Annotated in this window: 20 protein-coding genes; 4 read left to right on the top strand and 16 right to left on the bottom strand. The window is 64.4% G+C overall.

Going from position 1 to position 19,081, the window contains the following annotated elements; translation table 11 throughout:
• Positions 1 to 4 precede the first annotated feature (4 nt).
• The 4 genes from KFE19_13655 to KFE19_13640 all read right to left on the bottom strand — a co-directional run bounded on the left by KFE19_13655 (position 5) and on the right by KFE19_13640 (position 3,280).
• Complete coding sequence (locus tag KFE19_13655) at positions 5 to 898, bottom strand: GerMN domain-containing protein (GenBank protein QUO37411.1); 894 nt, start codon at positions 896 to 898, stop codon at positions 5 to 7.
• Positions 895 to 2,244, bottom strand: a complete 1,350-nt coding sequence (locus KFE19_13650) for a HAMP domain-containing histidine kinase (GenBank protein QUO37410.1) — start codon at positions 2,242 to 2,244, stop codon at positions 895 to 897. Before KFE19_13650 ends, KFE19_13655 begins: the two co-directional genes overlap by 4 nt.
• Positions 2,245 to 2,308: 64 nt before the next feature.
• The gene (locus tag KFE19_13645; protein ID QUO37409.1) at positions 2,309 to 2,986 is read right to left on the bottom strand and encodes a response regulator transcription factor; all 678 of its coding nucleotides are present in this window, start codon (positions 2,984 to 2,986) and stop codon (positions 2,309 to 2,311) included.
• Between the two features lie 3 nt (positions 2,987 to 2,989).
• Complete coding sequence (locus tag KFE19_13640; protein ID QUO39641.1) at positions 2,990 to 3,280, bottom strand: helix-hairpin-helix domain-containing protein; 291 nt, start codon at positions 3,278 to 3,280, stop codon at positions 2,990 to 2,992.
• A 235-nt stretch (positions 3,281 to 3,515) separates the two neighbouring features.
• On the opposite strand from KFE19_13640, the gene KFE19_13635 reads away from it, so the two are divergent.
• Positions 3,516 to 4,895, top strand: coding sequence for a D-alanyl-D-alanine carboxypeptidase (locus KFE19_13635; protein QUO37408.1), 1,380 nt, complete (start codon positions 3,516 to 3,518; stop codon positions 4,893 to 4,895).
• A 56-nt stretch (positions 4,896 to 4,951) separates the two neighbouring features.
• Here KFE19_13635 and KFE19_13630 read toward each other — a convergent pair whose 3' ends face one another.
• The 5 genes from KFE19_13630 to KFE19_13610 all read right to left on the bottom strand — a co-directional run bounded on the left by KFE19_13630 (position 4,952) and on the right by KFE19_13610 (position 8,189).
• Complete coding sequence (locus KFE19_13630; GenBank protein QUO37407.1) at positions 4,952 to 5,467, bottom strand: nitroreductase family protein; 516 nt, start codon at positions 5,465 to 5,467, stop codon at positions 4,952 to 4,954.
• A 70-nt stretch (positions 5,468 to 5,537) separates the two neighbouring features.
• Positions 5,538 to 6,071 carry a hypothetical protein gene (locus KFE19_13625; GenBank protein QUO37406.1) on the bottom strand — a complete coding sequence of 178 codons (534 nt, stop codon included), beginning with the start codon at positions 6,069 to 6,071 and terminating at the stop codon, positions 5,538 to 5,540.
• Positions 6,072 to 6,082: 11 nt separating this feature from the next.
• On the bottom strand, positions 6,083 to 6,523 hold the full coding sequence (locus KFE19_13620) for a cell wall hydrolase (GenBank protein QUO37405.1): 441 nt from the start codon (positions 6,521 to 6,523) through the stop codon (positions 6,083 to 6,085).
• Positions 6,524 to 6,623: 100 nt separating this feature from the next.
• On the bottom strand, positions 6,624 to 7,757 hold the full coding sequence (locus tag KFE19_13615) for a glycosyltransferase (GenBank protein ID QUO37404.1): 1,134 nt from the start codon (positions 7,755 to 7,757) through the stop codon (positions 6,624 to 6,626).
• 174 nt (positions 7,758 to 7,931) lie between these two features.
• Positions 7,932 to 8,189 carry a TIGR03905 family TSCPD domain-containing protein gene (locus tag KFE19_13610; GenBank protein QUO37403.1) on the bottom strand — a complete coding sequence of 86 codons (258 nt, stop codon included), beginning with the start codon at positions 8,187 to 8,189 and terminating at the stop codon, positions 7,932 to 7,934.
• Between the two features lie 156 nt (positions 8,190 to 8,345).
• Between KFE19_13610 and KFE19_13605 the strand changes: the two genes are divergently transcribed.
• Positions 8,346 to 8,669: a PadR family transcriptional regulator gene (locus KFE19_13605; protein QUO37402.1), complete on the top strand. Its 324-nt coding sequence runs from the start codon at positions 8,346 to 8,348 to the stop codon at positions 8,667 to 8,669.
• Entirely contained in the window at positions 8,666 to 10,045 is a 1,380-nt protein-coding gene (locus KFE19_13600; GenBank protein ID QUO37401.1) for a DUF2812 domain-containing protein, read from the top strand. The genes KFE19_13605 and KFE19_13600 overlap by 4 nt, the downstream gene beginning before the upstream one ends.
• Before the next feature lie 138 nt (positions 10,046 to 10,183).
• Here KFE19_13600 and spo0A read toward each other — a convergent pair whose 3' ends face one another.
• Entirely contained in the window at positions 10,184 to 10,948 is a 765-nt protein-coding gene (spo0A, locus tag KFE19_13595; protein QUO37400.1) for a sporulation transcription factor Spo0A, read from the bottom strand.
• A 290-nt stretch (positions 10,949 to 11,238) separates the two neighbouring features.
• Here spo0A and KFE19_13590 point away from each other — a divergent pair, with 290 nt between their 5' ends.
• Positions 11,239 to 11,799 carry an NUDIX hydrolase gene (locus KFE19_13590; GenBank protein QUO37399.1) on the top strand — a complete coding sequence of 187 codons (561 nt, stop codon included), beginning with the start codon at positions 11,239 to 11,241 and terminating at the stop codon, positions 11,797 to 11,799.
• A 113-nt stretch (positions 11,800 to 11,912) separates the two neighbouring features.
• Here KFE19_13590 and spoIVB read toward each other — a convergent pair whose 3' ends face one another.
• The 6 genes from spoIVB to ftsW form a co-directional block, all read right to left on the bottom strand.
• Positions 11,913 to 12,959: a SpoIVB peptidase gene (gene spoIVB, locus KFE19_13585; GenBank protein ID QUO37398.1), complete on the bottom strand. Its 1,047-nt coding sequence runs from the start codon at positions 12,957 to 12,959 to the stop codon at positions 11,913 to 11,915.
• Positions 12,960 to 13,151: 192 nt separating this feature from the next.
• The gene (gene ftsZ, locus KFE19_13580; GenBank protein ID QUO37397.1) at positions 13,152 to 14,261 is read right to left on the bottom strand and encodes a cell division protein FtsZ; all 1,110 of its coding nucleotides are present in this window, start codon (positions 14,259 to 14,261) and stop codon (positions 13,152 to 13,154) included.
• 189 nt (positions 14,262 to 14,450) lie between these two features.
• Complete coding sequence (locus tag KFE19_13575; protein QUO37396.1) at positions 14,451 to 15,218, bottom strand: FtsQ-type POTRA domain-containing protein; 768 nt, start codon at positions 15,216 to 15,218, stop codon at positions 14,451 to 14,453.
• A gap of 10 nt (positions 15,219 to 15,228) precedes the next feature.
• Positions 15,229 to 16,494, bottom strand: coding sequence for a UDP-N-acetylglucosamine 1-carboxyvinyltransferase (gene murA / locus KFE19_13570; GenBank protein ID QUO37395.1), 1,266 nt, complete (start codon positions 16,492 to 16,494; stop codon positions 15,229 to 15,231).
• 64 nt (positions 16,495 to 16,558) lie between these two features.
• The gene (gene murG / locus KFE19_13565) at positions 16,559 to 17,695 is read right to left on the bottom strand and encodes an undecaprenyldiphospho-muramoylpentapeptide beta-N-acetylglucosaminyltransferase (GenBank protein ID QUO37394.1); all 1,137 of its coding nucleotides are present in this window, start codon (positions 17,693 to 17,695) and stop codon (positions 16,559 to 16,561) included.
• Between the two features lie 102 nt (positions 17,696 to 17,797).
• Entirely contained in the window at positions 17,798 to 18,991 is a 1,194-nt protein-coding gene (gene ftsW / locus KFE19_13560; GenBank protein ID QUO39640.1) for a putative lipid II flippase FtsW, read from the bottom strand.
• Between the last annotated feature and the right edge of the window lie 90 nt (positions 18,992 to 19,081).

Raw genomic sequence — 19,081 nt, 5'->3', positions numbered from 1 at the left:
TTTCTCAAACGATATAGGGATCCGCGATGGATGCGCCGCCGTACTCCGCGGCAAAGTCGCCATCCACCAGAAAGCGCACCTCCGACACCGTGTCCAAAGAGCACAGCGACAGAGCCAATGCCTGCAGGATCATCGGCATATCCGTCTCTTCCGGCAGAGTTTCCAGCTGGCTGGAGGACAGGTTCACATAGCACACATCCTCTTCCAGCCACACCGACTTCACCTGGAACTCCTCCGGCTGGACCAGGCGCAAAGACCGGTTCTCCGGTCCGAGTTCCAGAGCCCGCGCCACGGCGCTGACCTGGGTGTCACCCTCGTACAGGTCCAGCGTCCGCTCCTCCGGCGTCAGGCGGCCCTCCTCGTCCAGGAAGTACAGCGTCGCCGGCACCGTGCCGATCACATCCTCGTTGCTGCTGAGCAGTACGTCCCGGGCCGTAAAGGTCTGCGTATCCCGGTAGGCCAGATCCTGACCGCGGACCGTGATGCTCACAATGGCGATCTGGGGCAGCTGGGTCAGCGTCAGAGTGATGGCATAGTCCGCCAGGGTCAATGCCACGCCGGAGAGGGAGCGGTAATTGGAGGACAGGTCCACCTTGGCGTAGGCGCCGTTGAGTTCCAGAGACAGCAGGCTGGTCCCGGCGGGAATGGGGTTTTCCAGCGTAGCGTCGGAAGGCCCCTCCAGCAGCCGCTCCACCAGGGCCTCCGCCAAAGCCGTGGTCCCCAGGTCCTCCTCCAGATACACGGTCTCTGCCCGCAGGGCATCGCCGCCGGGGACGGACTCCAGGTCCGCCTCCAGGAAGTACAGGCTGTACGCCGTTCCCTGCTGGCTCTCTCCGCCGCGGGCGCAGCCGCTGAGCAGAGCCGCGGCGCACAGGAGCAGGGACACCAGCTTTCTCACAGGCTCTCCCCCTCCTTTCTCCAGGGCCAGCGAACGGTGAACACCGCGCCGCCGCCGGGCCGGTTGGCAGCCTCCACCGTGCCGCCCCGGCGCCTGACCGTGTCGCTGACGATGGACAGTCCCAGTCCGGTGCCGCCGGCGGCCCGGGACCGGGCCTTGTCCACCCGGTAGAACCGTTCGAAGATCCGAGGCAGGTCCTCCTCCGGAATACCGGCGCCGTTGTCCTCCACCATCAGCTTCACATTCTCCCCCTCCCGGGCCAGCGTCACCAGCACGGCGCTGTGGGGCGGGCTGTATTTGACGGCGTTGTCGGTGAGATTATAGATGATCTGGTGGATCTCGTCCTTGGTAGCCAGCACCGTGCAGCCCTCCGCCGCCCGGTAGGTCAGGTCGATCTCCTTTTCCTGGGCCACCAGGCTCATCATCCGCATGACCTGCTCCAGCACCGGCAGCACATCCACCACCGTTGGCGGCTCCAGGACTCCGCTGTCCAGCCGCGTCAGCCGCAGCAGGTCCTCGGTGATGCGGCTGAGCCGCTCCGCCTCGGCGCCGATATCCGCCACAAATTCCCGGGCAGTGGCCCGGTCGATGTTGTCCGTCTGCAAAATAGAGTCCGTCAGCAGCCGGATGGCCGCCAGAGGCGTTTTCAGCTCGTGGGAGGCGTCCGACACGAAGCGGCGCCGGGCGTTCTCCGTGGTCTGGAGCCGGTCCGTGAGGCTGTTGAACTCCTGGCCGATCTGGGCGATCTCGTCGTGGCCCCGGATCTGGGCCCGGTGGCTGTACGCGCCCTCCCGCACCTGTCGGATGGCGGTGAGCAGCAGGGCGATCTTCCGGGTCAGCGCCCGGGACAGCAGGCCGCTCAGGCACAGCACCGCCGCGCCGATCATGGCCGACAGCCGCAGCAGGTTGGACTGGAGCCCCTCCAGCAGCGCGCCCTGGGAGGGGTCGTACTCATAGGCGTACACCGCGCCGATGATCTGGTTCTGATACAGCACCGGCGAGGAGGCCCGGCTGCGGAACGCGCCGTCGTGGTAGCTGCATGTAAAGGCGTCATTTCCCCGCAGGGCCTGGACGATCTCTGTGTAAAAGCTGTACTCCCCCACGGCGCTGCCGGTCTCCCGGGTGTCGTAGAGGACCCGGCCGGCGTCGTCGGTGACCAGGATGCGGCTCAGCCCCGTCTCCTCCACCACCGCCATGGCCGCGGTCACGTTCTCCTCGTTGAGCTGGTCCAGGCCGGAGAGGGAGTACACCATCACGGACACGCTGCTCTGGAGGGAGGTCTCCTTGGAGTAGAACACCAGGTCCTCCGACACCAGCAGCGGGTAGCTGTTGAGCAGCAGCAGCACCGCAGCGATGATGAGGATGTAGCTGAGGACAAACTTGAACTGCAGGCTGCCGATGATCCCGCGTCTATCCCTTGAAATAGTACCCCACTCCCCACTTGGTCATGATATGGTCCGGCTCCGCCGGGTTCTCCTCCAGCTTCTCCCGCAGGCGCCGGATATGGACGTCCACGGTCCGGTAGTCTCCGGCGTAGGTATAGCCCCACACCACGTTCATCAGGTTCTCCCGGCTGTACACCCGCCGGGGATTGCGCATCAGCAGCTCGACCAGGTCGTACTCCTTGGCGGTGAGATCCACAGTCTCCCCGTTCCGAACGGCCACCCGCTCCTGTGTGTTCAGGGTGATGTTCCCCACCGTCAGCACCGCCCCCTTGTCCTGACGCAGGCCGGCCCGGCGCAGCAGGGCCCGGACCCGGGCCTTGAGCTCCAGGATATTGAAGGGCTTGGTCAGGTAGTCGTCGGCGCCGGACTCAAAGCCCATCAGCTTGTCCGCGTCCTCGCTTTTTGCGGTCAGCATGATGATGGGCACGTTGGAAAACTCCCGGATGCGCATGCAGGCCTCCAGCCCATCTACCTCCGGCATCATCACATCCAGCACGATCAGATCGAACCGGCCGTCCCGGGCCAATTCCACAGCGGCGGCGCCGTCGTAGGCGCACTCCACCTGATAGCCCTCGTTCTCCAGATTGAATTTCATGCCCTTGACCAAGAGCTTCTCATCGTCCACCACTAAGATCTTCGCCATGTGTTACTCCTTCGCTGTCGTTGTTTCTCCGCCATTCTCCGGCGGCTGTTCCACGGTGACCCAGCCCTCCAGCTCCGCCAGCTTGGCCTCGCCGATGCCGCTGACCTCCAGCAGCTCCTCCACGGCCGTGAAGGGGCCGTTTTCCTCCCGATAGGCCACGATCCGCCCCGCCAGCACCTCTCCGATGCCCGGCAGCTGGTCCAGCTCCTCCACGCCGGCGGTGTTGAGGTCGATGGGGCTCAGGTCCGGCGTCAGGGCCTCCTGGGGCACCTGCGTCTGCGCCTGCACCGTCATGCCCGGTCCCGCGGCGGCGCGGTCCTGCCAGAACAGGGCCAGCACCAGGCACAAAAAGACCCCCGTGATCCCCAAGAGGACCCATTCACTTTTGGATGGTTTTCCTGGTCTTGTCACTGTTGAACTCCCGCATTTTTTTTGGTATACTAAACAGTAGGATGTCGAATCCCGGCGAATGGCGTTCCCGCCGGGCGCCGATACAGAAAGATTATATCACAGATCACAGGAGTTGGACATGAAAACGAACCGCTTTTTTTCTGTTTTTTTGCTGATGGTCCTGCTGACCTCTTTGTTGATCACCCCACCGGCCCTGGCAGAGGAAACCGCATCCCAGGCGGCGCCGCAGCTGCACTCCAAGGCTGCGCTGCTGGTGGACGCCAACACCGGCGCCGTGGTATATGCGCTCAATGAGCATCAGGAGCTCTATCCCGCCAGCACCACCAAGATCATGACCGCCCTGCTGGTACTGGAGGCGGTGGACGAGGGGAAGCTGTCCATGGGCGATGAGCTGACCGCCTCCCGGGCCGCCATGACCACGGGCCTGTCCGAGGACGGCAGCACCGCCAACATCAAAGAGGGCGAGATCATGACGGTGGAGGAATACCTCACCTGCATGCTGGTGGTCTCCGCCAACGAGGCGTGCAACGTGCTGGCGGAGGCGGTCTCCGGTTCTGTGGAGGCCTTTGTGGATGCCATGAACGCCAAGGCGGAGGAGCTGGGCTGTGAGAACACCCACTTCGTCAATACCTCCGGCCTCCATGACAGCCAGCACTACACCTCCGCCTGGGACCTGTATCTCATCACCGCCGAGGCCATGAAGTATGACGCCTTCATGCGCATCTGCGACACGGCCACGGCCACCATCCCCGCCACCAACCTCTCCGAAGCCCGGACCCTCCACACCTCCAACTACCTCATCGGCGCCTGGTGGTCCCGGGGGTATCTCTATGACGACGCCCACGGCATCAAGACCGGCTCCACCTCCCAGGCGGGCCACTGTCTGGTCTCCTCCGCCACCCGGGGCAGTCTCAGCTTCATCAGCGTGGTGCTGGGCGCCGACCGGGTGACCCTGGACGACGGCGAGATCCGCACGTACAGCTTCTACGACACCCGGCTCCTGTTCGACTGGGCCTTCGACAACTTCTCTTACCAAACCGTACTGACCTCCGACGAGCTGATCCGTGACGTGGGCGTGGCCCTGTCCAAGACGGACCGGGTCAGCGTCCATCCGGCGGAGGATGTGGAGCTGCTGCTGCCCAACGGCACCGACCCGGCCGATCTGGAGCGGGCACTGGATCTCCAGGACCCGGTAGACGCTCCCATCTCCCAGGGGCAGAGCCTGGGGACCATGTCCCTCTCTCTGGACGGCCGGGAGCTGGCCACCGTGGAGCTGCTGGCCATGGCGGATGTGGAGGCGGATGGTCTGCTGGTGTTCTGGCGGAATGTGAAGGATTTTTTCAGCAAGACCGCCGTGCGGGTGGTCCTCATCGTACTGGGCGTGCTGATCCTGGCGCTGGTGCTCTGGAAGCTGACTTTGGGCCGGCGCCGTTACCGGTACGGCCGCAGCGTTGGCCGACGGAGCCGGGGCGGCGGATACCGGGGCCGCCGCAGATAATCTGCAAAGCTGGAAAAAGCAGCGGGAACACATTTGTTCCCGCTGCTTTTTTGCGCTTACAGATAAGTGACCAGCTCCTCCAGCGGCTTGCGGCTGGCGTGGAGCCGGGAGGGATGGGCTCCCTCCGCCGGATAGCCCAGGGGCAGCAGGGCGATGGGCACCAGACCCTTGAGCTGCTCCGGGAAGGCGGCACAGAGCTTCTCCGGGTCGAACATGCCCACATAGGTGGTGCCCAGGCCCAGGTCCGCGGCCTCCAGCATCATCTGGGTGGCGGCAATGGCGGCGTCGATCTCTCCGTGGTTCTTGCCGTCCTCCTCCCGCTTCCAGGCCTCCTCCGGGTCGTAGGACACCACCAGCATCACCGGGGCGTGGAGGTGGCAGCTGGCGCAGCGGTCCGCCTTCTCCTGGGCCTCGGGGCTGCGCAGCACCAGGATCCGCTGGGGCTGAAGGTTGTGGGCGGTGGGGGCGCTGCGGCCGCTCTCCAGAACGGCCTGGAGCTTCTCCTCCTCCACCGGGCGATCACTGAATTTCCGCAGAGAGTAGCGCTCCGCGGCCAAGGTTGCAAAATCCATGGGACTCTCCCTTTCTTTTGTGTAGATACCCGGATTTTACCACATTGCCCCGCAGCGCGCAACGGTTTTCTCAGGTCATGGGCTCCTGCCAGTTGCTCTGCATAATCTGGTCGCACATCTCTCTGCGCCGCGTGTCATAAAATTCAATGAATTTCAGGGAATAAATGTCCGAGACGATGTAGCGGTCCCGGCCCGCCTGGTAGATGGTCACATAGTCGTTCCCCACGTCGTACAAGATTCCTTCCCAGGAGACCGTGTTCTGGGTCCCCACCAGGAAGGACGCCACCACATAGGTGCCGATGTATTTTGCCAGCATGGCCTTTAAAGAACCCCGGTAGGCCTCTTCCACACTGATGGGAGAATTGATGACCTCACTGGGCAGATGGTTGCGAAAGTCCGTGCGGGTCCCGTCCTCAGGGACGGAACTGCCGGCCGTCGACAATCCGATCATGGGACGGCCGGTGCCCATCATCGCCTGGCGGTTGGGCGCGATCTCCGTGGAGACGGCCGGTCCCTGGGGAGAAGTCCTGCTGATCTCGCCGGACCAGTCTCCGCTCTGTGCGGCGGGTGTGGCCGCGGGTGCGTGATTTGGATAATACTGCATAGTGACACCTCTCAAGTCTTGTAATATGCATCGGTGGGATTGTAAAAGCAGTGGTCGCCGATCCGGGTCTGCCAGTAGCCCACCTCCGAGGGAAAAAAGGGCCGGCAGTTGGGGCCAAAGGGATTGTAGAACCAGATAGATTCCGCCACATCCGGCAGACGGTTCCCGGCGATGGCCCAGTCGGCGATATCGTAGTGGATCTGCTCCGGGTGCATGTTGTAGATGTTCTGGGGGTTGTAGGCGCCATTTTCTGTCTCGCTGGCGCAGACGAACTGATAGGGCTGGAAAATGATGTTGCGGATACTGCCCTGGCCCACCCGGGCATACTCGCCGCCGGTGGCATTGACCCGGTTCATCACCACGCCCGCCACGGCCTTCATGCCGTTTTCTCCCTCTCCGCCCGCCTCGCACTGGATCAGACGCGCCAGCAGCTCCCGGTCGGAATATGCCATGTGTCATCCCCTCACTTTGGTTGCTGTTCCATGGTATGCAGCGGCGCCCTTGCCGGTGAACGGCATAAAAAAGCCCCCGGCAGAAGCCGGGGGCTTTTGGTCACGCTCTTTTTTGTTCCTCGATGGCCTGACGGAACATCTCCTCCGTCTGGAAGATGGAATTGCGCAGGCTGTACTGCCCGGCATGGACGGCGTAGCGCCGCTCCATCTCCGCCCGCTCCTGCGGGTGGTCGATCCAGTAGTCGATCCGCTCCGCCAGGGCATCCACGTCCCCGGCGGGAAACAGGCTCCGTTCATCCAATGCGAACTGGGGCGTGGCAGACCGGGGAGAGTCGGCAATCACCGGCACCAGGCCGCAGGCAAAGGCCTCCATACAGCTCATGGCCTCGATCTCCGCGTCGGAGGTGTGTACGTACAGGTCCGCCATGTGGAGGATCTCCAGCAGGCGGGCAGGCTCATAAAAGCCCATGACGACGGGGTTGGGCAGCTTTTCCGCCAGGCGGCGGTACTTCTTCTCCAGAGGTCCCTTTCCCGCCAGAATCACCTGGATCTGCTGCGCGTGGCGGCACCGGGCCGCCGCCTCGATCAACTCGTCCTGGCGCTTCTCTCCGGCGTACCGACCCACCATCAGCACGTTGAAAAAGCCCTCCATCCACGGCTCCTTTGGCCGCTTGCCGTAGGTGTACTCCGGGCTGATGCCGTTGGAGATCACATGGAGCTGGGCGGTGTAGCCGTGGCTGCGCAGCTGGTCCGCGATCATATTGCTGGGGCAGTGGATGTGGGTGAAGCGGTTGAAAAAGGTGTCCCGGAAGCGGTTATAGACAAAGTCGTTGGCCCGCTTGCTGTTGCCCATGTGGAGCGTGAAGGTGATGTTCTCCGGCTGGCAGTGGAAGGCCGCCGTGTGGGGGATGCCCAGTTTTTCCACATGCCGCAGGCCCATGATCCCCAGGGGGGAGGGCATCATAAAGTGCACCACGTCCGCCCAGGCCGCCGCCTTCTCGAACACGTGGCGGTTGGGGATGGCCAGACGCATCCCCTGGCTGGTGATCAGGTGCTCCACCACCGGAAAAAAGCGCATCTGCCGCACAGCATATTTATAATCCGCAGGCTTGCCGGTGGCAATGACCCGGACCTCGTTGCCGTGGTCCCGGAGGGCCTGGGCAAAGCGGCGGGCGCTGATGGTGGTTCCGTTATTGGCGTCATCAAACTGGTCGATGACCAATACGATCTTCATACGATTCTACCGTCTTTCTTGTGGGTTTGGCCGGGAAGGCGGAGGACCCCGGCGGGTGCCCCATTGTACCACTTTTTTGTGCCGCTGTCCACTGCCGCAGCCGTGAAAAAGCGAAAAGTGCTTTCTTTCGGCAAAAAAAGAGACCGCTTTTCAGCGGTCTCCCCGGCAGTTTTATCAGCCCTTGCGGCTCAGCGCCGCCTCAAGGCCCCGGGCGAACTGATCCGGACAGGAGGTGTCCTTGGGGCCGCAGTGGATCCCTTTCAGCCGGGCGATGGCCTCCTGGGCCGGCATCCCCTTCACCAGGGAGGAAATGCCCTGGAGGTTGCCGCTGCACCCGCCCAGGACCTCCAGCCGCTGGATGATGCCCTGGTCGTCCACCTCCACCCGCATCTCCTGGGAACAAACACCCCGGGGACGGAAGGAATAAGTCATGGTCGTCTCTCCTCTTTTTCTGGTCTCGCCGTTCAGAATAGCACACCGCGCGGCAAATAGCAAGGAAAACCGCGTCCGCACTTGACAATATCGATATTCGACTATATACTGAGGGCAAGGAGAAATAACGATATTCGATATAGCGGAGGTGAGATCGTGGCCAGGGAGAAATTCCAAACCCTGACGGAGCAGATGTTCTATATCCTGCTGTGTCTGCGGCGGGAGTGCTGCGGCGCCGACATCATGACCCAGGTCCAGCAGCGCACCGGAGGCCGGGTCAGCGTGGGCCCTGGAACGCTGTACAACCTGCTGGAACAGTTCCTCTCCGCCGGCATGATCGCCGAGACCAAGGTGGAGGGCCGCAAGCGCAGCTATCTCATCACTGAAGCGGGCAAAACCGCCCTGGCGGAGGAATACCGTCGGCTGCAGCTGCTGGCCGCGGACTATGAGGCCTGCATGAGAGAGGAGGACGCCACATGAAGGACACCAAGCGGGAACTGAACCTGTACCAGCTTTTTGACTACCAGGGCGTGGAACGCCATCTGGAGGCCATGGCTGCCAAGGGCTGGCGTCTGGAGCGCATCGGAAACGCCTTTTGGAGATACCGCCGGTCAGCGCCGGCACAGGTGTCCTACGCCGTCACCTACGTCTCCGACGGCTCCATGTTCAACCCACGGCCCACGGACAGCCAGAACCGTCTGGATGAGCTGTGCGCCGCCGCCGGATGGGAGAAGGTCGGCGACTGGGCCCAAATGCAGATCTTCGTCTCAGAGCAGCCGGACCCGGTGCCGCTGGAGACGGAGGACGCCGTCCGCATCGAGGCCATCCACCGCTCCATGAAGAAAAACTTCCTGCCCAGCAATTATGCTCTGCTGGCGATGCCGCTGCTGTGGCTGTTCATCGCCTTCAGTAATTTCCGGCGGGATCCGCTGGACTTCTTCTCCAGCTCCAACGACTTTTTTCTGATCCTGCTGAGCACCCTGCTGCTGGTTCTCCAGGGGGTGAATCTGTCCGCCTACTACCGCTGGCGGAGGCGGTCGCTGACATCAGTGGCCCACGGGGGAGGCTGCGCCGCCACCGGCGGCTACCGCCGGTTCAATCTGGCGGCTCTGGGAGCGCTGGCAGCCATTACAGCGGCCTATCTGTTGTCCCTGATGCGGTGGCAGCGGTCCTCCATTGCCGCCTTTCTGCTGATCCTGCTGGCCTATGGCGGGATCCTCTTTCTGGTGCTCCGCACCCGGGATGGTCTGAAACGGGCTGGGGCCTCCAGGCGTCTCAACATCGCTCTGACGTTGCTGATGGATGTGGTGCTGGCAGTGGGGCTGGTGAGTCTGCTGACCTTCGGCATACTGCGGCTGGGCTGGTTCACCGGGGAGGGAGACACCTACCTCTGTCAGGGACAGGAATGGCAGACGGACCCGCCGGCCATCCCCCTGACGGCGGAGAAGCTGACCGGCATCTCCTATGCGCACATCCGCCGGTGGGATTTGGGGGACGGCTCCTTTCTCATGAGCCGGCACACGTACTCGGAGACCGCCCGGCAGGACGCCGCATCCGGAGACACCCGTTACCACCTCAGCTACACCATCACCCGCACCGGCATCGCCCGGCTCTATGACCTGGTCCTGGAGGATACCATGGCCAACGACGACCCGGAGTTCTGGGAGATCACCTGGCAGAAAACCGATCCGATGCCCTGGGGCGCGGAGGCTGTCTGGCGGCGGTATCTGGACGGTGCGCCCACGGACACGTGGCTGCTGTGCTGGCCGGGGCAGATCGCGGAGCTGGAGCTGGACGGAGAGCCGGACGAGGCCCAGATGGCCGTCGCCGGAGCGGCCCTGGCACCGGATCGCTGACGGCCTGCAACGTCCATTTGCGCTCCAAAAGAGGACCGGCGGGAATACAGATCGTTATTTATCTTGCATTTTATACCAAAAGGCCGCCCGACCGGGCGGCCTTTTGGCTGGGAGGGGGAAACAGAAAGGGCTATGTCCTCAAGCCTGCTGGGCGCGCTTCTGGGTCTTTTGCTCCAGCACCAGCCGGTCGGCGATCATAGCGATGAATTCACTGTTGGTAGGCTTGCCCTTGGCATTGGAGACCGTGTAGCCGAAGTACTTTTGCAGCGTCTCCAGATCGCCCCGGTCCCAGGCCACCTCGATGGCGTGGCGGATGGCCCGCTCCACCCGGGAGGCGGTGGTGCCGAACCGCTTGGCCACCTCGGGGTACAGGACCTTGGTGACGGCGTTGATCACATCCATGTCGTCCACGGCGATCATGATGGCCTCCCGCAGGTACTGATAGCCCTTGATGTGGGCGGGAACGCCGATCTCGTGGATCACGGCGGTCACCAGGTTCTTCAGCTCCGCCGGGTGCTCCACCGCCGCCGGGGCCGTGCCGAAGGCCGCCCGCATCCGGTCCATGAGGGCCTCCGGATCACAGGGCTTGGGCAGGAAGTAACAGGCACCCAGTTCCCGGGCCTCCGCCACCACCTGGTCGCTGCAAAAGGCGGACAGCAGCACCACCTTGGGGTTGCCCAGCTCCTTGAGCTGCTTCATGACGCTCAGTCCATCCACCACCGGCAGCACCACGTCCATCACTACCAGGTCCGGCCGGCACTGCTCCGCCAGCCGCAGGGCCTCCGCGCCGTCTCCGGCGGAGGCCGCGACGCTGAACTCCCCCGCTTGTTCCATAGCCTCCCGCAGCATGGCGCGGAATTCCTCATTGGCATCTGCCAGTAGTACGGTTCTTCTGATGTCCATGTTCTCCCAGTCCTTTTTTCAGAATTTTTCAGCAATCAAACCTGCTTTTCAGCGGGGCTCCACGCCGTTTTTCCATCCACGGCGCCCCTCGCCCCCTTTGCGACGGATTCGCAGAGCTTGAAATCACGTTTTCTATAAATTACCATAAACTTACAGTCTTTGCAAGCGCGAACTGTAAATAAATCCCAAAAATCATTCGACGGTTTCTGCCACCTCCCGCGCGGCGCTCTTCCCTTTCCCGCCGCTTTGTGCTAAAATCGGGACATCTGAACGAAAAAGGCGGCGGTGAAATGGAGCTATTGGAGCAGATCAGGGCCTTTCAGCCCTGGAACCCCCAGGAGGAGCAGGACCGGGCGGAGCTGCTGCGGCGGCTGGGCAGCGGCGAGGCGCTGTATACCCGGGACAATGCCTCCGCTCACCTGACAGCCTCGGCCTGGGTGGTGAGCCCGGACCGGCGGCAGGTGCTGATGGCGTATCACAATCTGTACGGGTCCTGGGCCTGGCTGGGCGGCCACGCCGACGGGGAGCGGGACCTGCTGGCAGTGGCCCTGCGGGAAGTCCGGGAGGAGAGCGGCCTGACCCGTGTGCGGCCGGTATCGCCGGAGATCTACTCCCTGGAGATCCTGACCGTGGACGGCCACGAGAAGCGGGGCGTGTACGTCTCCTCCCACCTGCACCTCAACGTCACCTATCTGCTGGAGGCAGACCCGGCGGACCCGGTGCGCCGCAAGCCCGATGAGAACAGCGCCGTGGGCTGGTTCGGCCTGGAGGAGGCGGTGGCCGCCTCCACGGAGCCCTGGTTCCGGGAGCGGATCTACAAAAAGCTCAACGCCAAGCTGGCCTTGGTATGAGCCGCGGCTCGTCCGTATCCTTCATCTCATGATATGGAAAATTGTTCTCCTCGTCAAGTACCCGTGACACAGGCCCGCCGGTGATCCGGCGGGCCTGCTGCGTGAGCGGCCGGTCAGGCGGCCTGCCCCGCTTTGAGCATAGTTTCCATCAAAATTCCATATCCTTTGGTTGGGTCATTCAGCAGCACATGGGTCACGGCGCCCACAAATTTTCCGTTCTGCAAAATGGGGCTGCCGCTCATGCCCTGGACGATGCCGCCGGTGGCGGCGATCAGTTCCGGGTCCGTCACGGAGATCACCAGGTCCCGCCCGTCTGCGGAACCCTCTACGATCTGTAAAATTTCCACATCATATTCCGCCACGTGATCGCCCTCCACATTGGAGAGAATCACCGCCGGGCCGGTTCGGACCTCCGAGGCCTTCGCCACCGGCAGCGCACCGGTCAGGCTCTCGGTAAAATCGCTCTCTTCCACTGTGCCGAACACGCCGGAGGCGGTGTTGGCAGACAACGTACCCAGATCCCGGGCCAGGTCAAAATCTCCCCGCAGCTCCCCGGCCGCGCCGGAGGCGCCCTTTTTCACCGCCTTGACGGTGGAGGGCAGGATGGAGCCGGAGGAGAAGGGCATCAGCTGGGCCGTGTCCACGTCGGTGATGCCGTGGCCCAGAGCGCCGAACGCACCGGTGGCCGGGTCATAATAGGTCATGGTGCCGATGCCGGCCATGCTGTCCCGGATCCAGGCACCGATGGCATACTGGCCCTGGTCGTTGGGACGGGGCTCCACCTCCAATGTCATGCTCTCGCCGCCCCGGCGGATCTGGAGGTCCGTGGCGTCGCCGCCGTTCTCCTGGAGCAGGGTCTGGAACTGCTCCGTGGAGGTGACGGACACGCCGCCGCACTTGACGATGACGTCGCCGGTCTGGAGGCCGCAGTCCTTGGCGGGGGTCCCGCCGTCGGAGAGCTTCACCACCAGCACGCCTCTTGCGAACAGCTTGATGCCGATGGTGTGGCCCACGGGCACCAGCATCCGGGCGGAGGATTCACTGCCGGCGGCCGAGGCCGTCACACCGGCGCCGAAGGGCGCCGTGCACAGCAGCAATGCCAGAAGGAGTGCCGCGCCGCCCCGCAGCACACCGTTCGCTTTTTGAAATGGTCCATACAAATGAAATCACCCCTTTCTCAAACGCAGCCGGCAAACGTCGAAATTTGCCGGCACCGTTATCATCTGCCGCAGAGGTGAAATCAGCCCATGCAAAAACCGCCAGCGCCGCCATGGCAGCATTCGGAAACCGGGACGGCGCCAAGATATACAAAGGACCCGCAGGCAAACTCCTGCGGGTCCTTCCAAAAATATTCAATCCCGTTTGTTGAAAATTTTGAAAATATCGTCGAAGGGATCTTCCTCCGGCTCCTGGGGCTTGGGCACATCCTCCTGAAGGGGCACCGGAGCCGGAGCGGCGTTGGAAGCGGGCTGCTGGGACGCGGCCATCTTGGGCAGGTCGCCCGGCGCCTTGTCGAAGCCGGTGGCGATAACGGTGACGCGGATCTCGTCGTCCAGCGTCTCATCGAAGGTGGCGCCGAAGATGGTGAGGGCGTCGGGATGGACGGCGGCCTGGACCAGGCTGGCGGCCTGCTCCACTTCCTCCAGTCCGATGTCCATGGAGCCGGTGACATTGATGAGGACGCCCTTGGCCCCCTCGATGGAGGTCTCCAGCAGGGGGCTGGAAATGGCCATCTTGGCGGCCTCCTCGGCCTTGCCCTTGCCGGCGGCCCGGCCCACGCCCATGTGGGCCATGCCGGCGTTTTTCATGATGGCGGTGACGTCCGCGAAGTCCAGGTTGATGAAGCCGGTGTCCCGAATCAGGTCGGAGATGGACTGCACTGCCTGGCGCAGCACATCGTCGGCGATTTCGAAGGCGTTGGCAAAGGTGATCTTCTGGTCCGTGGCGTGCTTGAGCCGCTCGTTGGGGATGATGACCAGGGAGTCCACCTTCCCCTCCAGCTCGGCGATGCCGGCCTCGGCCTGCTGCATCCGGCGGCGCCCCTCAAAGCCGAAGGGCTTGGTGACCACCGCCACGGTGAGGATATCCATTTCCTTGGCGATCTCCGCCACAATGGGTGCACCGCCGGTGCCGGTGCCGCCGCCCATGCCGGCGGTGATGAACACCATGTCGGTGTCCTCCAGCGCCTTGGCGATCTGGTTGCGGCTCTCCTCGGCGCTCTTGCGGCCCACCTCAGGATCGGAACCGGCGCCCTGGCCGTGGGTCAGCTTTTCGCCGATCTGAATTTTATAGTTGGCGCTGGAGACGTTCAGCGCCTGCTTGTCGGTGTTGACCGCCACGAAGTCCACGCCCTTGGTGCCGCTGCGGACCATGCGGTTGACCACATTGTTGCCGCCGCCGCCCACGCCGATGACCTTGATATTGACAACGGTATCGGGACCGGTCTCCAATCCAAATGCCATAGTGGTGCCTCCTACTATCATTTGTAGAAAAGGGGAAAAACCCCCTCTTGATCTCACAATATCCTGTGGTTTCGATATTTAGTTTATTGTATGACACTTTCCCCTTCCGGTCAAGTGCCTCTCTTCCTTTTCCCCAGGTTTTTTCCCGGCGGATCCGGGAATTTTCCGTCGGATCCCGGCGCCGCCCGCTCAGGAGGGGATGAAATTCACCTTGCCGTCGTCGCCAGTGAGCTGGATGGTGCCGCCCTGGTTGTTCTGAATGGAAGTCTCTTCCAGACTGACCGTCAAAAACCGCAGCTTGTAATCGTAGTCCGCCCCATAGGGCAGCTCCACCACGAAGCGGCCGGCGTAGTCCATCCGCAGCACCGCCAGGTCCTCCAGGTGGATGGCGTCCACCTGGTCCAGCAGGTCCGCCTCCTCCAGCGCCGAGAGCAGGTCCAGCAGGCTCTGCTGTTGGGAGGCGTACTCCGTGGCCAGAGCCAGCGGCGTGCCCACGGAGGGCGCCAGCAGCTCGCAGCCGTCGATGACGGCGTACTGCTCCGCGGCGGAGGGCTCTGCCTGCTCCACGATCTTTCCGGCAGGGCTCACCAGCCAGGCGCTGCCGTCCTGGACCACCGCCAGGGGCGTGCTGCACTCCGTCACCTGGATCACCAGGGTGTCCGGCAGGCTGCGGCTGATCCGCAGCTCCTGGACATAGGGCAGCGCCGCCTTGATGCTCTGGTCCACGCTGTATTTGTTCAGCAGAAAGAGGTTGTCGCCGGTGCTGACGCCGGAGGCGTCGATGATCTCCTGAGCGGAGTAGCGCGCCGTGCCGCTGACCTCGATGGTGTCCACCCGGAAAAACAGCGTCAGAGCCGCCACCACCACGGCGCAGATGGCCAGCGTGGACAAGAGCTTATAGAGGAAGCCGAAGCTTCCCCTTCTCCGCCGGCGATTGGAATTCCTGCGTCTGGCCATAGTCCTGCTCCTAGCGTTCTTCTGTCTCCACGCGGACGATGTCCGCCCCCAGGGCCCGCAGGTCCCGGGCAATGTCCTCATAGCCCCGGTCGATGTGGCAGATCTCGGAGACCTGGGTCTCCCCCTCCGCCCCCAGGGCCGCCACGCACAGCGCCGCCCCGCCCCGCAGGTCCGTGCACCGGACCGGCGCGCCGTGGAGGGTCTCCACGCCGGTGACCACCGCCGTCCGGCCGGACACCCGGATCCGGGCGCCCATGCGGGTCAGCTCATCCACATGGCGGTAGCGGTTTTCAAAGATGTTCTCCTCAAACACCGTGGTCCCCCGGCTGCGCAGCAGCGCCGCCATCAGCACCGCCTGGGCGTCGGTGGGGAATCCCGGATAGGGCGCCGTCCGCACCGCCCGGACAGCCCGGAGCCGCTGGCGGCACACGGCGGTCAGCCCGCCCTCGTCGGAGGCGATGGCGCAGCCCGCCTCCCGCAGCGCAGCGGTGACGGTGGCCAGGTGCCGCTCCCGGGCGCCCAGCAGCCGCACGCTGCCTCCGGCGGAGGCCAGGGCACACAGGTAAGTAGACGCCACGATCCGGTCCGGCATACAGGCGTAGGTGCAGCCGTGGAAGGTCCGCCCGCCCTCCACCGTGACGGAGGAGGAGCCCGCGCCCTGAACCTTCGCGCCGCAGGCGTTGAGGAACATCTGCAAATCCACGATCTCCGGCTCCCGGGCAGCGTTGGAGATCACGGTGGTCCCCTCCGCCCCGCAGGCAGCCAGCATCAGATTCTCCGTGGCGCCCACGGAGGGCATGCTCAAAATCAGCTCCCGCCCCATCAGCCGGGGCGCCCGGCACCGAAGGACGCCGCCCTCCTCCCGGATCTCCGCCCCCAGGTCCCGCAGGCCGCTGAGGTGCAGGTCAATGGGCCGGGGGCCCAGCTCGCATCCGCCGGGGTAGCTCAGGTCCGCCTGGCCGCAGCGGGCCAGGATCGCCCCCAGAAAGATGGCGGAAGAGCGCATTTCCCGCATTAGTATATCAGAAATCTCGCACCGGTTCAACCCGGCGGTGTCCACCACCAGGCTGCTCCCCTCCCACCGGGCGTCGCAGCCCAGGTGCCGCAGGATGCGCACGGAGGCGTCCACGTCCCGCAGCCGGGGACAGCCCAGCAGCTCCACCGGCCCCCGGGCCAGCAGCGTGGCCGCCAGAATGGGCAGCACGCTGTTCTTGGCTCCCTGGACCGTCACCTCGCCCCGCAGAGCGCGGCCCCCTGTGATCGTCAGCTGACTCATACACGTTCCCCTCCGTATCCAGAATGGTTCAACAGTCCATCCTATGGAAGGCGGGGAAAAGAGGTTACTTGCAGATCTCCAGGACCGTCTGATAGATCCGCTCTGCGGCGTCCCGGATGCCAAGCGACGCCATGGCCGCCGCCATAGCGGTCCGGCGGGACTCGTCGTGGAGGATGCCGCAAGCGGCCTGAAACAGGGCCTGGCCGGAGCTGTCCTGCTCCAGCACCACGACCGCGGCGCCGGCGGCCTCCAGCACCCGGGCGTTCTTCTCCTGGTGGTTGTTGGTCACATAGGGGGAGGGCACGATCACCGCCGGGACCCCCAGGGCCGTCAGCTCGCTGATGGTGGAGGCGCCGGCCCGGCACAGCACCAGGTCCGCCGCCCGCAGCACCGGGGCCATATCGTAGATGTACTCCCGCACCTGGAGCGCCGGATGGGCCGCCAGGTCCACGCCCTTCTCCCGCAGCTGTGCCAGGAGCACCGGATAGCCGGCCTTCCCGGCGCCGTGGATGTGGTGGAAGGGCTCCTTGGCCGCCTCCAGGGCCAGAAAATCCGCCATCTCGCGGTTCATGCCGGAGGCCCCCAGGGACCCCCAGAAGGACACGATCAGGGGCCGGCCGTCGTCCACGCCCAGCTGGCGCTTGGCCTCCTCCCTGGTGATGCGGAAGAAGTCCTCCCGCACCGGCGTGCCGGTGACCACCACCTTCTCCGGGTGGCGGTAGTGCTCCCGGCAGGCCTCAAAGCCCACCATGACCCGGTCGGCGTAATTCGCCAGCACCTCTGTGGTCAGGCCCGGCACCATGTTGGACTCGTGGATGGCCGTGGGGATGCCGGCCCTGGCCGCCGCCTGGACCATGGGGTAGCTGGCGTAGCCGCCGGTGCCGATCACCACGTCCGGCCGGAACTGGCGCAGGATGGCCCGGGCCTCCCGGGGCGAGCGCACCAGGTTCACGGCGGAGATGAGATTGTGCCGCAGCTCGGCCGGCCGCAGGGAGCGGTGGAAGCTGGAGATGTGGACCGTCCGGAAGGGATAGCCCGCCTTGGGCACCAGATCCTTCTCCAATCCCCGGTCCGCTCCCACGAACAGCACCTCCCGCGCCGGGTCCCGCTCCTGCATCAGCTGAGCCAGGGCAATGGCCGGGTTCACGTGTCCCGCGGTGCCGCCGCAGGTGAATAGGATGCGTTTGAGCGTATGTTCCATGGTCCGTACCTCTGTTTCTGACGGAGATTGCGGCGCGCGGCGGGAAAACTTTTCCGGCGGCGGGCGCGTCTTTACAGTGTGGAAAAGCGGGGCCGGCAGCGCCTACCCCGCTCTGGTGGGCTTCATCTGCCGGGACACCGACAGCACAATGCCCATCTCCGCCAGCTGGATGGAGAGGGCGGTGCCGCCGTAGCTGAAAAAGGGCAGGGAGATGCCGGTGGTGGGCAGCAGGCCCGTGACCACGCCGATGTTCAAAAAGGTCTGGACGCCCATGAGGGTGATGATACCTACCACCAGGAGACTGCCGAAGCGGTCCCGGGCGTGGAGGGCGATCCAGAAGCCCCGGAGGATCAGCGCCGCGAAAATGGCCATGATGATGACTGCACCGATGAGGCCCAGCTCCTCGCAGACGATGGCAAAGATGAAGTCGTTGTGCTCCTCCGGCAGGTAGTAGAACTTCTGCTGGCTCTTGCCCAGGCCCACGCCCAGCAGCCCGCCGGAGCCGATGGCGATGAGGCTCTGGGTCAGCTGGTAGCCGCTGCCCTGGGGGTCGGCCCAGGGGTCCAGCCAGGAGGTGATACGGGACTTATTGTATTCCACCACGAACAGCACCGTATACAGCAGGCCTCCCGCGGCGGCCAGCGCGCCGCCGACCCAGGCCCAGTTGATGCCGCCCACCAGCATCATGGCGGCACCGGCACCCAGGATCAAAATGGCGCCGGACAGGTGGGGCTCCGGCAGTACCAGGCCCGCCACCACCAGCAGGATCATGGCGTAGGGCAGGATGCCGTAGCGGAAGGAGCGCATCTGGTCCTTCTTTTTGGAGATGCTGTCGGCAAAGTACAGCACCACCGCCGCCTTGGCGATCTCCGAGGGCTGGAACTGGAAGGAGGTGCCGGGGATACCCAGCCAGCGTGTGGCGTTATAGCGGGTGAGGCCCACGCCGGGGACCAGCACCAGCGCCAGCAGGATCACGGACAGGTACAGCAGCGGCTTTCCCAGGGCCCGGAACCGCTGGTAGTTGATCTTGCCGATGAAGATCATGGCGGCCACGCCCATAACGGCGAACACCGCCTGATGGCTGAAATAGTACAGGGGATTTTCCCCGTCGGTCTCCGCGTAGGCGGAGGGAAAGCTGGCGGACAGCAGCATCACCAATCCGATGCCCAGCAGCAGCATCACCAGCACGAAGAAGGGCAGGTCGATGGGGCCCCGGGCCAGCTCCCGGCTCTCCTCCTCCAGCTCCTTCTGCCGCTGGCGCCGCTCCTGACGGGCCAGGGCCTCCTCCCGGCTCATGGGCCGGCGGCGGCGCTGGGGCCGGTCCTGCGGACGGGGTTGGGGCCGGCTGTGGAATTGGGGCCGGGCCTGGGGGCGCGGATATGACAT

It is taken from the genome of Dysosmobacter sp. Marseille-Q4140, from assembly GCA_018228705.1.
Classification (GTDB): domain Bacteria; phylum Bacillota; class Clostridia; order Oscillospirales; family Oscillospiraceae; genus Oscillibacter.
This window is presented reverse-complemented; position numbering and strand designations above follow the sequence as displayed.